This window comes from Ferdinandcohnia sp. GQ5 (assembly GCF_059759275.1).
This window is the reverse complement of record NZ_JCAXEW010000014.1, coordinates 72608-87837: the sequence shown is the minus strand read 5'-3', so window position 1 is coordinate 87837 and position 15230 is coordinate 72608. Positions and strand designations below refer to the sequence as shown.

The following is a 15230-nucleotide window of genomic DNA, read 5'->3' as shown; positions in this document are numbered from 1 at the left end:
TAAAGCACTCCTTAGATTTTTCCTACTAGGTCTAGGCTTGGCTTAAGTGTTGCTTCTCCTTCTTTCCACTTAGCAGGGCAAACCTCACCAGGGTTGTTACGTACATATTGTGCAGCTTTAATTTTATTAATAAGTGTGCTTGCATCACGGCCAATACCGTCTGCATTGATTTCAACAGCTTGGATTACACCATCTGGATCAATGATGAAAGTACCACGGTCAGCTTGTCCAAGTTCTTCAACTAATACATCAAATTGACGAGAAAGTACGTGAGCAGGGTCACCGATCATTGTATAAGTAATTTTACCAATTGCTTCAGAAGAATCATGCCATGCTTTGTGAGTGAAATGAGAATCTCTAGAAGCAGAGAATACTTCAACACCAAGATCTTGTAATGCTGGGTATTGCTCTTGTAAGTCTTCTAATTCAGTAGGACATACGAAAGTGAAGTCAGCAGGGTAGAAGCAAACAATACTCCAATGACCTTTTAAATCTTCCTCTGTAACCTCGATGAAATCACCATTTCTATAAGCTTGTAATGTGAATGGTTCTACTTGTTTTCCAATAAGTGACATAATAAATTCCTCCAATTAATTATATTTAATATAGATTATTAGCATTATTGACTAATAAATCTATAATTAATACTTGTTTATAATAATTATTATATAGATGTTATTATTTATGTCAATTAAAATGCTATGAAAATTATATTCAAATATCAATTATTAGATTTTGTATTAGAAGGTACCTTTATAAATGGTAATTCTTGATTAATGCTGACTTCCATTGACACAAATGTAAATTTGATTCATAATATTCCTAATCTATAATTCAAAAGCAATGTACGAACTATTTTAATAATAAGAAGTGATGAAAGGGAACTAGTAAGTAGTCCTCAGGTAAAAGAGAGTAAAATCCATGGGCTGAAAGATTTTATAACCTGCAATGCTATTGAACCTGTCCTTTGAACTGTTAGGAAAACCTAACCGTTGCCTGCGTTAAAGGTTTTGAGTGGATACTAGAGCGTTTCTTAGTATCAATAAAGGTGGTACCACGAAAGACATGGTCTTTTCGTCCTTTTTTATAGGGATGGAAGGGCCTTTTTTTATAGAATTTAATGGGTGGTGAATGAAATGAAGAAGAAGCGAATTGTTGTCAAAATAGGGAGCAGTTCTTTAACCAATCAAAATGGCGGACTTAGTAACGATAAGCTTAAAGAACATGTGGATGCGATAGCTCGTTTAAAGGAACTTGGGCATGAAGTCATTCTCATTTCATCTGGGGCTGTTGCAGCTGGATTTATGGATCTTGGCTATTCTTCCCGCCCTAAAACTGTCGCTGGCAAACAAGCAGCTGCAGCGGTGGGCCAAGGCCTTCTTTTAAGGGGGTATACGGAAGAATTTAAAAAGCATGGTATTGTTGCCGCGCAATTACTGTTAACAAGGCAAAATTTTTTATACAAGGATCAATACAACAATGCTAATGCTACTCTATCGGAACTTCTAAAACGAAATGTTGTACCAATTATTAATGAGAATGATTCCGTATCATTAGAAGAATTAAACTTTGGAGATAATGACATGTTATCGGCATTAGTAAGCGGGCTTGTACATGCTAACTTTTTGATTATCATAACAGATGTCAATGGAATCTATGATCAAAATCCACAAACACATCCAAATGCAAAGAGGTACAATTTCCTCAATGAGATTAATGACGAATTAGTAAGGGGAGCTTCTGGTTCGGGGTCAAAGGTAGGCACTGGAGGAATGAAGTCAAAAATTGAGGCAGCAAAGACAGCTGTCGGTTTAGGAGTAAAAGTGTTTATTGGATCTGGTTCTGGAGATGAGAAGTTTGTCGATATTCTTGCAGGAAAAGGGGATGGAACATATATTGGAGACTCCTCACGACCTAGTATGAATACATCAAAGCAGTGGCTAGCCTTGCACTCAATTCCAAGCGGGAAAATTGAAGTCGATCAGGGTGCTGCAGCGGCTATACTAAGGCATGGAAAAAGCCTTCTACCTGCAGGTGTCACTAATATTATCGGTAATTTTGACATAAATGATGTTGTTGAGGTTGTAAATCTTAAGGGAGATACAATCGGAAAAGGAAAGGTAAACTTTTCTTCTGACCAATTAGTAGAGATTAAAGGATTATCAAGCACTAAGGCAATGGTTAAGGTAAACAGTGATCAACGTGTTGTCATTCATAGAGATAATTGGGTAAGTCAAAAAGAGAGGAGAGTTACGTATGAGTGAGTTAATTCTAAAAGGGAAAAAGGCAAAAATAGCAGCATCACTTTTAGCAAAGGCAACCACAGAACAAAAGAACAAGGCTCTTTCGACAATTTCTGAGCAACTTATCAAAGAACAAACGTTTATTTTGGAAGAAAACAACAAGGATTTGCAAGCAGGAAAAGAAAAGGGAATGAGTGAGTCTTTACTTGATCGCTTAAAGTTAAATGAACAGCGGATTCAAGATATGGCAGATGCCATTGTTCAATTAACGAAACTAGAGGACCCAATTGGACAATTAATAGAAGAATGGGAGCGTCCAAACGGACTTAAAATTGCTCAAGTTCGAGTTCCTCTAGGGGTCATCGGAATGATATATGAGGCAAGACCAAATGTAACCGTTGATGCATCAAGTTTATGTTTAAAAACGGGAAATGCAGTACTCCTTCGTGGTAGCTCTACAGCAATTCATTCAAATAAAGCCCTTGTGAAGGTTATTCAACATGCACTTGAGTTAATTAATCTACCAGTTGATGGTGTTCAACTATTAGAGGATACTAGCCGAGAAACAGCATCAGAAATGTTCAAGTTAAATGAGTATCTAGATGTGTTGATTCCGCGTGGTGGTGCAAAATTAATTCAGACAGTCGTACAAAATTCGACAGTTCCTGTATTAGAAACAGGAGCAGGAAATTGTCATGTATATATAGATGAAACAGCTGATCCAAACATGGCGATTGAAATTGCGATTAATGCGAAAACACAGCGTCCATCGGTATGTAATGCAATTGAGAATGTTCTTGTCCAAAAGGATTGGGCATCAGAACATTTACAAGAGTTAATAACAGCCTTACAGGAAAAAGATGTTCAAATACATGGAGATGAAAAGGTCCAAAAAGCAGGGAAGGAAATCATTCCTGCGAGCTTGGAAGACTGGGGTACTGAATTTTTAGGGCTAGAAGTCGCTTTAAAAGTGGTGGAGGGTGTAGAAGAGGCGATTACCCATATTAATCAATATGGAACAAAGCATTCCGAAGCCATTATCTCTTCAACCGTTGAAAATGTAGAGAAATTTTTTACAGAAGTGGATGCAGCAGCTGTTTACCATAATGCATCTACCAGATTCACAGATGGATTTGAATTTGGATTTGGTGCAGAAATTGGAATTAGTACTCAAAAACTACATGCACGTGGACCGATGGGGCTACAGGCCTTAACCTCCACAAAATATACAATTCGAGGAAATGGGCAAATTAAGTAAAATTGAATACGAAATATAAGGGATGTTTCCAACAATCTTGGGAACATCCCTTTTTATTTTTTTGCTGTTTACAAAAATGTTTACACGTACACAAAAAGTAAACAAGATGTATACAAACCTGTTTACATGTTTACAAATCTGTATACATCCCGAGATAACAACATGTATACGGGTTTGTATTCGTTGTTTACAGAAATGTATACAAAAACCGACATGTTTACAGAGTGTTTACAGGTTTACAGTTTTGTTTCTTTTTGCTGAGAGTCATTGTGGAATCTAGTAATCTCTTATACCCTTTTATTAAGTGAATAAGTTCAACAGACCTACATAGCAACAAATCTAACTAAATTGAAAAGGGATGATGTTTGAATGACTATGTCCAGAATTGCAGCAGTTGATGTTGGAAATGATTCTATTAAGGCAATCTTCGGAGAACTAGAGTATGAATTAAATATTCCTAATATTATTGCAAGAGACACCGAGGACCGTCCGGTAATTGGTATAGAAGAATTAAATAGTAAGGATCCGTTGGAAGGAATTCATATTAAGGTTCACTCCCCTGCCCTAAAAGAGAATAATGTCATTTATCGTGTAGGGCACTTGGCAACCAAGAGTAACAGTGCATCAGAATTAGACCCGGGGAGCAGCAAATCAGAAGAGGATCAGACATTGATTATGCTTTTTGCTACATTGGCATTGGATGCAGTACGTGAGGGAAACACAACTTCCTTTCCGAGGTCAAAAAATGTAATTGATGCAAATTACACATTAGGAACAGGATTGCCACTTCGAGAAGTAAAAGAAGGAAAAGATGCTGGATATCGATCAAAGTTAACAGGATCAGTTCATCAAGTCGAATTTCTTGTAACACCGAGATATCAAGGATTAAAGGTCAACATTAAATTCAATGAAGTGAAAATCTATCCAGAAGGTTTTGCGGCTTATATTAATCTTGTAATGGATAATAATTTGAAAGTAATCAATAAGGATCTAATTGATAAGCAGATTTTAATTCAAGATATTGGTGGTCTTTCCACGGATATTGCGGTGATTCGTAACCGAACTGTTGATGATGATAAGGCCCAAGGCTTTAATCTCGGGGTATCCGAATCATTGGAAGCCATTAGAGAAGAAATTCGCTCTAAGCACGGAATAGAGTTAGATAGTCGCCGAGATGTAGTAGATATTATTACGAGAAAAAATAACCGAAATCATATTATGGTAAAAGGAAGTCGGACAAGCGTTCATGATATTACAGATCGAATCTTGCTTGAATTGGCGAAAAAGCAATATCGATTACTACGCAATGTTTGGCTGAAAAACTCTCAAACGGAAATCTGCTATTTCGTCGGTGGTGGATCAAATGTGCTTAAAGATTATATTAAAACATTAAATAACAACCTTGATGGTTATAATATTGAATTCTTTGAAGATGAAAAAGAGAGCATTTGGATGATGGCAAATGCCTATTATAAGCTTATTACTGACTTTATAAGAAAAAATGAGAAGCAAAAGGTACCACAAGAGCCAGTAAAAAAATAAGAATTTAAAAAATAAGGGTTCAAAAATGAGGACAAAAAGGACCAAGAAGTTCAAGGCGGTGCAGCTTTGAGTACCGGAGCGAGGCAACTGCTTGAGTTAGCCTCCATGCAGCCTTGCGCTGAGGAATTGACTTCGAGAATAAGCTAGTAGACGCAAGCGCATAACCAAGTGATTCACGATGTACTTGGTGCAGTGCGCAGAAATTCGAAGTGTCATTTTTATCCGACTTTTTTGAACATCTTCAAAAAAATAAGATAAGGTGATCCTATGAAAACAACCTCACCTGAGGTAAAGAGGGGCCAAGCGATTTCGTTTCGAGTACCATCTGATACACCTGATCATTTATTAAAGCATCTACAAAAACTGAAGGAAACAGAGCGAAGGAATTTTTCTAGTAAAATAGCTGAGTTTGTCATGCAGGGAGTCGGCCAGACTTATTCAAGGGAGCGGGAAGTCATCACCGTTCCACTCCCTCATAAATTAAGTAAATCACAGCGAAATTGGCTTAAGCATGAGCATTCTGAAGCATTACTAGGAAGTATTATTTACCACCTTTTATCTGACCCAGTTCGTGCGACTGCACTACTAGCTTCGTTAAACAGCAAATCAGTAGATTTAGATGAAGCCTTATATCTTCAAGAGGAATTGTCTGTGGAGCAACATAAGGCTAAGCCAATCACCGAGGAAGGTCATGTACATTCGGTTGACGAAGTCGCTGTAGCTAAGGATGCGACCAACCTTGAGGATGACTTAGATAATTTTAACTGGGAAGCTGCCAAGCAAGATGAACCAAAAGAAGAAGATAATGATGCAGAGAACGCTGATTTAGACAGTCTTTTGGGGGATTTTCTTTCTGCGATGAATAAGTAAAATGAAGGGACAGTACTTGTTACATTATGGTGACGTGGTACTGTCCCTTTTAAATGAAAGAAGAGAAATGTATGATAGTAGAAAGAAAACCATAGGATGAGGATGGAGATCATGGAAACGGAATTGAATATACAAGTAAATTCAAAACTCGCTAATAAGTACAAAGGGGGTTATCCGCTTATTACAAAGCAAGTGATGAATAATACAAGCCATTTAGAAGAGGGAGCCCAAATTAACCTTGTTGACGAAAGACATTCATTTATTGGGAGGGGCTATTATGGCAAGCAAAATAAAGGATATGGCTGGATCCTAACGAGGAACATGGATGAAAAGATTGATCAGTCCTTTTTTGAAAGAAAGATGAAAGCTGCCTTAGACAAAAGAAAGTCATTTTTTAATGACAAGGAAACGAATGCCTTCCGTGTATTTAATGGAGAAGGAGACGGAATTGGGGGCTTCACCATTGATTATTTTGATGGGTATTATTTAATTAATTGGTACAGTAAAGGCATCTATACATATTTCAATCATGTGTTAACCTCACTTAAAAATCTAGTCCAGTATAAAGCAATTTATCAGAAAAAACGATTTCGTGAAGACGGGAAGTTTATTGAAGAAGATGGGTTTGTTGAAGGTGAACGTGGCCAATTTCCGATTATTGTTAAAGAAAATGGGGTTAATTTTGCCGTTTATTTTAATGAAGAAGCCATGGTCGGGGTGTTTCTCGATCAGCGGGATGTAAGAAGAACAATTCGCGATAAGTATGCAAATGGGAAGACTGTATTAAATACCTTTTCATATACAGGGGCCTTTTCTGTGTTTGCAGCAATGGGTGGAGCTGCAAAGACAACGAGTGTGGATTTAGCGAATCGTAGTCTGCCAAAAACGATTGAGCAGTTTAGTGTAAACGGAATTGATTATGAGGCCCATGACATTATTGTTGAAGACGTTTTTCATTATTTTAAGTACGCAGGTAAAAAGAACTTAAAATTTGACGTGGTAATTCTTGATCCGCCTAGTTTTGCAAGGTCGAAGAAAATGACATTTAGTGCTGAAAAGGACTATAAAAATCTATTGAAGGAAGCAATTGTAATTACAGAAAATAATGGAATAATTGTTGCTTCAACAAATAGTGCATCCTTTGATATGAAAAAATTTAAGAGCTTTATTGATGCGGCGTTTAAGGAAAGTAATTGCAAATACAAAATTAAAGAGGAATTCACATTACCTTCAGACTTTCAAACAATTTCGCAATTTAAGGAAGGTAACTATCTAAAAGTAGTATTTATCAAAAAGCTAAATGGCTAGGAAGATGGAGGCGAATGAGATGGATTTCGTAGTAAATAAGGAATGGCTTGTTGAACAACTACATAACAAGGATATAAAGATTGTGGATTGCCGGTTTGCTTTAGGAAATCCAACCCAAGGAGAAAAGCTCTATCAGGAAAGTCATTTACCTGGTGCTTTTTATTTTGATTTAGAAAAGCAGCTATCAGCTCCTGTATCGGAGCATGGGGGAAGGCATCCACTGCCGGATATAGAGCAGTTTAAACGTGGGGTTGAAAAAGCTGGAATCGATCATTCAAAAACAGTAGTTGCTTATGATGGGGGTGAAGGTCAGTTTGCATCTCGTTTTTGGTGGTTACTGACCTATCTTGGACATGAGAAGGTTTATGTATTAAACGAAGGCTTTAAAGGTTGGACTGAAGCAGGTTATCCTACAACAAATGAAATACCAGAACTAGAATCAGCTTCATTTAACATAAATATACGTGAAGACATGTTAGCCTCTTATGAAGAGGTTAAGGAAATCGTTGATCAGAAAATGGATTCTCCCATTTTAATAGATTCGAGAGATGAAAGCCGCTATAAAGGGGAATTTGAGCCTATCGATCGTATTGCAGGACATATTCCCCGCGCAATAAATAGATGTTGGATAGAAGGGATGGAACAAGGGACCTTTAAAGATAGTGAAGAACAGAAAAAGAGATTTGCAGACCTTAAAAAAGACGAACCAATCATTGTTTATTGTGGGTCTGGTGTAACAGCTACTCCTAATTATATTGCTTTGAAAATGGCAGGATTTAAGAATGTCAGACTATATGCAGGTAGTTATAGTGATTGGGTTTCTTATGAAGACAATCCGGTTGCAAAAGGGAATGAGAGATAAGTGCCTTTCTGAAAGGGAGGCTCTTTTTCATTAACATACTGATGACGTTTACCCCCTCAATAAAGTATAATACACTTAAACATTATTTGGACGGTGAGGGTACAGTGAAAAGGATAACCGTGGCAGACTTGGTCCGTAGGTTTTCATTGAAGGTATTGGCTGGTGAAGACCAATTACAGAATACAATTACGCAATCCCGGGTACATCGACCGGGTCTTGAGTTCGTTGGTCACTTTGACTTTTTTCCAACAGAGCGAGTTCAAATTTTAGGAGAAAAGGAAGTCACGTATTTACATAAACTTACAAAAGAGGAACGTAGAATTCGGATTGGAAATATTGTTAAATACCATCCTCCTTGTTTTATCGTAACATGTGGGGAAGAGGGGCTAACCTATTTAAAACAGCATTGTGTGGAACAAGGCATTCCATTGCTGGTTACAAATCAGCCTGAGATTACTTCTGATTATATTGTAAGATTGGACGCCTATTTAATTAAGGAATTAGCGGAAGAAATTGCTGTACACGGTGTTTGTATGAATGTGTCGGGGATTGGTATTCTGATCCGGGGGAATTCTGGTGTAGGAAAAAGTGAGACTGCGCATACCTTGATTCGCAGGGGACATCGGCTCGTAGCAGATGATATCGTCGTCTTAAAAAAGCTAAGTCCACAAACGATTCTAGGTACACATGATGAAAAAACAAAGGAGTTCTTAGCCCTTCGTAGTATCGGGCTTTTAAATGTAGTTCGGATGTATGGAAGAAAAACATTTCAAGATGAAACCCGCATCTCCCTTGATATTCATTTGACGAAGTGGGAAAAAGATGCTTTGTATAATGATCTAGAACAAGAAATCAACACGATGGAATTTATGGGTGTTAAGATTCCTTCAATTGAGATTCAGCTTCAGCCTGGGCGAGATGTCGCAGGGCTAATTGAAGCAGCCGCAAACAACTGGTATTTAAAACAACAAGGTTACAATGCGGCAGAGGAATTCATGAGTAGGATTGATAATGAGTTGACGACCTCTAATGGCGATAAATAAAGGGGAGGTTCAAAGCTTGAGAACCCCAATTTGAGTTGAACTTGGTTTTCAATTTCTAATGTGCCTTGCCAAGATGGATGAGGTCTTGGCGATGCCCCTGATTAGATATATTATTACGGTTAGGTACCCAGGAATTTACTGCCGGTGCCAAGTGAGGGCATCGCCCATGCCCAGTTACTCTTCTAAGGTAAAAAAAGCCCCTCTACATCTTCTAAGTAAGTAGAGGGTTAATAGGTTAAGCGACGTACTCTTCTTTTTTGATATCTGTTGCTTCTTTTTTTATATAATATTTTCCTTTTGTAGCAATGGCTAAGATTATTGTTAGGATCGATGCAAGGATTGCTGCAAAAAATGCGGCCGTACTTTGTAAGAAGGTTCCCATAAATCCAAGTGCTGCTACAGTACCGAGGGCACTTGAAATTAATAAAGCAGCAACACCGACGGGATTCCATTTATATAAGTTCTCTTGTCTTGCCTCGTAATATCCAGGGCCAATTTTTAATAATTTCTTAACAAAGACAGCATCAGTAACTAAAATAGCTGCCCAAGATAATAAGAAGACTCCTTGGAAGGTCAAGACAGTGCCAAGATGATTGACAATATCGGTGAGCATTAAGAAGATGGCAGATACTCCTGTTACAACTACCCAAAAGCGTCTTCCAGGTTTAAAGTTAAAAATGTTTTCGAAGAAATTTGAAAGAGAAAGTGAACCACTATATATATTTGTGACATTGATTCTCACTTGGGTAATCATCGTAAACAACGCTCCCCACATTCCTAGAAGCATTACGATATACACACCAGGATTTGGTTCACCTAGACGAACACCAAACCAAATACCTAAGCCTCCCATTACACCAAAACAGAAGATCTGCGGGACAAACCCAATTGCAAATACTCCAATTTTCGTGTCCTTAGGTTTAAGGAATCGAGCATAATCGGATGCGAGTAGTGGAGTTAATCCCATAATTCCGTGTTGCATTCCAATACAAAGCAAGAGAGCGGTTCCTCCAACCTGAACATTTTCTGGCATATAGGACCAGAAAGTTCCATCATAAACAGATGGCTTGATTGCTGCCACTACGATTGCTCCAACTAAAAATACACCGAACAATGGCAATGACCATTTTTGTAATTTATCCAACTGCTTAATTCCAAACCAGTTTAGTGGAATGACAATGGTACCGAAGAAAAGAATTAAAGCCCATTCTGGAATAATAGGTAAGAATTCGTGGACTGCGGAAACTAAGATTAAACCTTCAAGTGCACAATACATGATGAAATTTGTGGCATAAATTATGGAGGTTAATGAAGCGCCAATATAGCCGAACCCGCCACCCCTTGATAATAAATTTACGTTCATACCTGACTTTGCAGATAGGTACGCAATGAAAGTTCCAAGAATACCGGCAACGATAATCGCATATATCGCGGAAATGATGGCGTTAATTGCGCCAAATTGAAGTGCCATTACACTTCCCATTTGAAAATAAAAAATAGCCGTTGCAATTCCGAATGTAATATTCGTTATACTTAACCAACTCATGTTTCTTTTGTTAAGAGGTACTCTATCCAAGGAATAGTCATCACTCAACGCTTCGTTGCGATTTTGCTCCGGTTGGATATTAGATCCCATTTTATCAACTCCCTTTTTGTGAATAATTTCACAAAAACATTTCTTGTGAAATAAATATAAGTGCACAGTTCGCTTAACTAGAATAACTATATCACTAAAGATAACGTTGCATCAAACGCGATAAACCAGCATATTCCGTGATAAAACCTATTTACAGCATGTCTAGGTTACATAATCCGGGTTTTTCTTAGGATTATCCACAAATACCGAATAATATATCTGAAATGCTTGGAAATGTGCGTATTATATCATTGGATGGATAGTATAAAAGAATGTGGCATTAAAAGTTCGGGTTTTCGGTATTTTGATCATTTAAAGGGTTACGATTGTAACACTCCGATATATCGATTATAATTATCGATATAATTAAGGAGGCAGCATGCAATGAGGAGAAAAAGAGGGTTTGTTCAAATAGCTATTTTGCATTTGTTAAAGGAAGAACCAATGCATGGCTATCAGATTATGAAGGAATTAGAAGAGCGATCAAATGGTGCTTACTCTGCAAGTGCTGGGACTGTATATCCAGCACTTCAGGAGTTGGAGGACCAGGGCCTGATTGAACGAGATGCTGATACACAAAAAAAGGTTTATTCAATTCATAAAAATGGTCAAAAACGGCTAGATGAAGCAAAGCATGTCGAGGGTGATTTTTGGGTTGAGTGGAAAGAGAGAATGGCCTGGAAGAACTCGGGGGAGTTTATTCAACTAAGGACAGCGATGGAGCGCTGGGAAAAGGAATTTCGACATGCTGTAAAACAAACACGTGGGAATTCCCGAGGGGTACTTGAATTAATTTCGTTCATTGAAGAAATGACTGAACAATTAAAAAAGAATAGTGGGAAGTAAGGGGAAACTTTCATGAAAGCCATGAAAAAACTAGTTAAGTATATAAAGCCATATCTGTTATTTGCCATTTTAGCACCTCTTTTTATGTGTATTGAGGTGGTGATGGATCTTTTACAACCAACAATCATGCAGAAGATGATTGATACAGGAATTGCCAATCAGGATAATGAATATGTCATTAAATTTGGACTCGTTATGCTGCTATGTGCAATCATTGGATTGATAGGTGGAATCGGCTGTATTGTTTTTTCAGCCAAGGCTGCTGTAAATTTTGCAACTGATATTCGCCATGATGTGTTTAAAAAAACAGGCCGATTTTCGAATCAGAATATTGATTCGTTTGGGACTGGAAAATTGATTACGATTACGACAAACGATATTACGACAGTGCAGCAGGCTGTTATTATGATATTACGTATTTTTGTACGAGGCCCACTCTTATTTATTGGTTCGGTCGTGATTGTTTGGTTTACTGCGAGGGAACTGTTTCCCATTTTATTAGTCGCCATCCCGGTTCTAATTGCTTTTATTTATTTCTTTTCTGTAAAATCAGGGAAACTTTTTTCTCAAGTACAGAAGGCAATGGATAAGGTGAATACAAAGTTGCAAGAAACGTTAGCTGGGATTCGGGTCATCAAGGCGTTTGATCGCCAAAATTACGAAAAGGCCCACTTTAAAAAGGTTAATAATTTGTTAACGAATCGTCTGATGACCGCAGAACAGTTTGTTTTAACCCTAATGCCCATTATGATGTTTGTTGTTAATCTTGGAATAATAGCTGGGCTTTGGTTAGGAGTCATCAAGGTAAACGAAGGTACACTTCAGGTGGGGGTTATTTTAGCCTTTCTAAACTATTTAAATATCATGATGAACGGGTTAATTAGTAGCAGTCATGTCTTGATGCAAATTGCACGTTCTTTTCCTTCTGCTGAGAGGATTGTTCATACGCTTGAAACAAAAATTGATATTACAGAGCCGGTTCAGCCTCGCACTATATATGATTTAAAAGGCGAAGTGGAATTTCGGAAGGTAAATTTTAGTTATAGTAAAAACGGAAATAATGTGCTCCAGGATATTTCTTTTAAAGCTAAGGCGGGGCAAACAATCGGCATTATTGGTTCAACAGGAAGCGGAAAGTCGACATTAGTGAAGCTTATTCCGCGTCTATATAACCCTGATTCTGGTGAAATTCTTATCGATGGGGTTAATGTAAAAGATATACCACTTGAAAACTTACGAAATAGTATCGGTTTTGTTCCTCAAAAGGCTACCTTGTTTTCAGGAACGATTGAGGAGAATTTGCGTTTCGGAAAAGAATTAGCATCAGAACGTGAGTTGGATCAAGCTACGGAATCTGCTGCAGCAAGTGAATTTATTATGAGATTAGAAGATAAGTTTTCACACTCATTGTTGCAAGGTGCAACGAATCTATCAGGTGGTCAAAAGCAGCGTTTATCGATGGCGCGAGCTTTTATCCGCAAGCCGAGTATTTTAGTGCTTGATGATTCAACCTCTGCAATTGATGCTTTATCGGAAGGCTTAGTTCAACAGGCATTACGAGAAGATTATGCTGATTCAACCGTGTTCATCATTTCATCAAAGATTTCATCCATTATCGATGCAGATCAAATTCTTGTGATGAACGATGGCGAAATTGAGGCTAGCGGCAGACATGATGAGTTACTCAGAAAGAGTGAAGTGTATCGAAAAATCGTTGCTACACAAACTGGGAGGGAGGTTGAGTTCGGATGAGTAAAGCCACATCACAACCGAATGCTAATATGTTAGCCCGAGCGCGTGGGCCAAGAGGATTTGGGGGACCCGTAGAAAAGGCAAAGGATTGGAAGGGGACGATTCACCGTATCTGGAAGCAGATGGAGAAGCAAAAGATGGCATTAGTTTTTTCAATTATCTTTGTTATCCTATCTACTTTGCTAGGGCTCGCTGGACCATATTTGATCGGTATCATTATTGATGAATATATCATTCCAAAAGACATAACTGGGACAATAAAGTTTTTAGGAATACTTACCGCTATATATGTGGCAACCGCTTTGTTTACATGGCTTCAAACCTTCATGATGGTTCGGGTATCCTTGGAAACCATTCGAAATTTACGTCAAGATTTATTTAATAAGCTCCACACTCTATCCTTAAAATTCTTTGATAAACGTACACACGGAGACTTAATGAGTAGGGTAACAAATGATATTGATACCTTAAATAACGCATTAAGCCAAAGCGTTATTCAAATCTTGTCATCAATTTTAATGATTTCGGGAGTAGCGATTGCAATGTTTTCACTTAATTGGGTGCTCGCTATTGTTACCCTTTTAGTCATCCCGCTGATGATTTTAACAACGAAAAAAATCATTACATATAGCAGTAGCTATTTTATAAAAAGACAACGCGATCTGGGTGAGTTAAATGGTGTAATTGAAGAATCCATCTCTGGAAGTGAGGTCATTAGGCTCTTTGGAAAAGAAGAAAAGATAAACGAGCAATTTTCGGGTATCAATGAGCGGTTGCGCAGATCTGCTATGGCCGCTGACACTGTTTCGGGATTTCTAGGTCCAGTTAATAATTTTATTAATAATCTAGGACTCGGTCTTGTGATTGCGATAGGCGCCGTACTTGCAGTGCATAATCTAGCGACTGTTGGGATTATCGGTGCATTCGTTCTCTATTCTCGTCAATTTTTTAGACCAATCAATCAGCTTTCAAATCTAATCAATATGTTCCAATCAGCTATAGCTGGTGCGGAACGTGTCTTTGAAATTATGGATGAGACTCCGGATATTGTAGATAAAGAGAATGCGATTGTGGTTGATTCCTTGAAGGGTGATGTTGAATTTTCTCATGTGACTTTAGGTTATGAGGATGGTCAGCCAATCTTAAAGAATGTTCATTTTTCTGTCAAAGCGGGTGAGAAAGTCGCGCTTGTTGGCCCGACTGGTTCAGGTAAGACGACCATTATTAATCTATTATCGCGGTTTTATGACGTAACAGCGGGTGAGCTAAAAGTAGATGGTCGAAATATACAGGACTATCAAATAAGCAGTTTACGAAAAAAAATCGGTGTCGTCCTTCAAGATACTTTCTTATTTTCGGGTACGATCATGGAGAATATCAGATACGGGTGTTTGGAAGCAACAGAGGAAGAAGTAATAAATGCAGCAAAAATGGCATCAGCACATCAATTTATTCAACATTTACCTGAAGCTTACCTTACTCAAATTACATCTGGTGGTGAAAATTTAAGCCAGGGGCAGCGTCAATTATTAGCGATTGCAAGGGCGATTTTAGCAGATTCAGATATTCTTATTCTTGATGAGGCAACTTCTAGTATTGATACCAATACTGAAATTGAAATACAAAAGGGCATCAATAAATTAACAGAAGGGCGGACAAGTTTTATGATTGCTCACCGTTTGAAGACCATTGAAAACGCCGATCGCATCCTCGTTATTCATCAAGGAGAAATTATTGAATCAGGCACACATCAAGAGCTTTTAAAGAAAAAAGGCTTCTACTTTGACATGTATGACAGTCAATTTAACCTACAGGAGATATGAGATACTGGTTATAAGGTAGGGTGCAAATTCGAAAACAGCCTAGCAGG

At 38.0% G+C, this 15230-nt stretch carries 12 protein-coding genes and 1 other annotated feature; of the genes, 10 read left to right on the top strand and 2 right to left on the bottom strand.

What is annotated here, in order from left to right; genetic code table 11:
* Positions 1-11: 11 nt before the first annotated feature.
* Complete coding sequence (gene ahpC, locus AC6CHV_RS17175; RefSeq protein WP_099351424.1) at positions 12-575, bottom strand: alkyl hydroperoxide reductase subunit C; 564 nt, start codon at positions 573-575, stop codon at positions 12-14.
* Between the two features lie 289 nt (positions 576-864).
* Positions 865-1085: a binding site (T-box leader), on the top strand.
* Between the two features lie 51 nt (positions 1086-1136).
* Here ahpC and proB point away from each other — a divergent pair.
* The 7 genes from proB (at position 1137) to hprK (ending at position 9126) form a co-directional block, all read left to right on the top strand.
* Positions 1137-2264 (top strand): glutamate 5-kinase, encoded by a 1128-nt coding sequence (gene proB, locus AC6CHV_RS17170; RefSeq protein ID WP_440274184.1) that lies wholly within the window; start codon positions 1137-1139, stop codon positions 2262-2264.
* Positions 2257-3501 carry a glutamate-5-semialdehyde dehydrogenase gene (locus AC6CHV_RS17165; protein ID WP_440274185.1) on the top strand — a complete coding sequence of 415 codons (1245 nt, stop codon included), beginning with the start codon at positions 2257-2259 and terminating at the stop codon, positions 3499-3501. Before proB ends, AC6CHV_RS17165 begins: the two co-directional genes overlap by 8 nt.
* Before the next feature lie 369 nt (positions 3502-3870).
* Positions 3871-5043 carry an Alp7A family actin-like protein gene (locus AC6CHV_RS17160; protein ID WP_341333388.1) on the top strand — a complete coding sequence of 391 codons (1173 nt, stop codon included), beginning with the start codon at positions 3871-3873 and terminating at the stop codon, positions 5041-5043.
* 267 nt (positions 5044-5310) lie between these two features.
* Positions 5311-5913 (top strand): hypothetical protein, encoded by a 603-nt coding sequence (locus tag AC6CHV_RS17155; protein WP_341333387.1) that lies wholly within the window; start codon positions 5311-5313, stop codon positions 5911-5913.
* Positions 5914-6024: 111 nt separating this feature from the next.
* The gene (locus tag AC6CHV_RS17150; protein ID WP_341333386.1) at positions 6025-7221 is read left to right on the top strand and encodes a class I SAM-dependent rRNA methyltransferase; all 1197 of its coding nucleotides are present in this window, start codon (positions 6025-6027) and stop codon (positions 7219-7221) included.
* Positions 7222-7240: 19 nt separating this feature from the next.
* A complete protein-coding gene (locus tag AC6CHV_RS17145; RefSeq protein WP_341333385.1) occupies positions 7241-8083 on the top strand; it encodes a sulfurtransferase in 843 nt (280 codons plus the stop codon).
* 104 nt (positions 8084-8187) lie between these two features.
* Positions 8188-9126: an HPr(Ser) kinase/phosphatase gene (gene hprK / locus AC6CHV_RS17140; RefSeq protein ID WP_498079302.1), complete on the top strand. Its 939-nt coding sequence runs from the start codon at positions 8188-8190 to the stop codon at positions 9124-9126.
* 235 nt (positions 9127-9361) lie between these two features.
* Here hprK and AC6CHV_RS17135 read toward each other — a convergent pair whose 3' ends face one another.
* A complete protein-coding gene (locus AC6CHV_RS17135) occupies positions 9362-10762 on the bottom strand; it encodes a purine-cytosine permease family protein (protein ID WP_341333383.1) in 1401 nt (466 codons plus the stop codon).
* A 384-nt stretch (positions 10763-11146) separates the two neighbouring features.
* Here AC6CHV_RS17135 and AC6CHV_RS17130 point away from each other — a divergent pair, with 384 nt between their 5' ends.
* Genes AC6CHV_RS17130 through AC6CHV_RS17120 form a run of 3 tightly spaced genes read left to right on the top strand, consistent with a single transcriptional unit; the run spans position 11147 to position 15183 of the window.
* Complete coding sequence (locus AC6CHV_RS17130; protein ID WP_341333382.1) at positions 11147-11608, top strand: PadR family transcriptional regulator; 462 nt, start codon at positions 11147-11149, stop codon at positions 11606-11608.
* A gap of 12 nt (positions 11609-11620) precedes the next feature.
* Positions 11621-13360: an ABC transporter ATP-binding protein gene (locus AC6CHV_RS17125; RefSeq protein WP_341333381.1), complete on the top strand. Its 1740-nt coding sequence runs from the start codon at positions 11621-11623 to the stop codon at positions 13358-13360.
* A gap of 29 nt (positions 13361-13389) precedes the next feature.
* Positions 13390-15183 carry an ABC transporter transmembrane domain-containing protein gene (locus tag AC6CHV_RS17120; protein ID WP_498079318.1) on the top strand — a complete coding sequence of 598 codons (1794 nt, stop codon included), beginning with the start codon at positions 13390-13392 and terminating at the stop codon, positions 15181-15183.
* Positions 15184-15230: the final 47 nt, after the last annotated feature.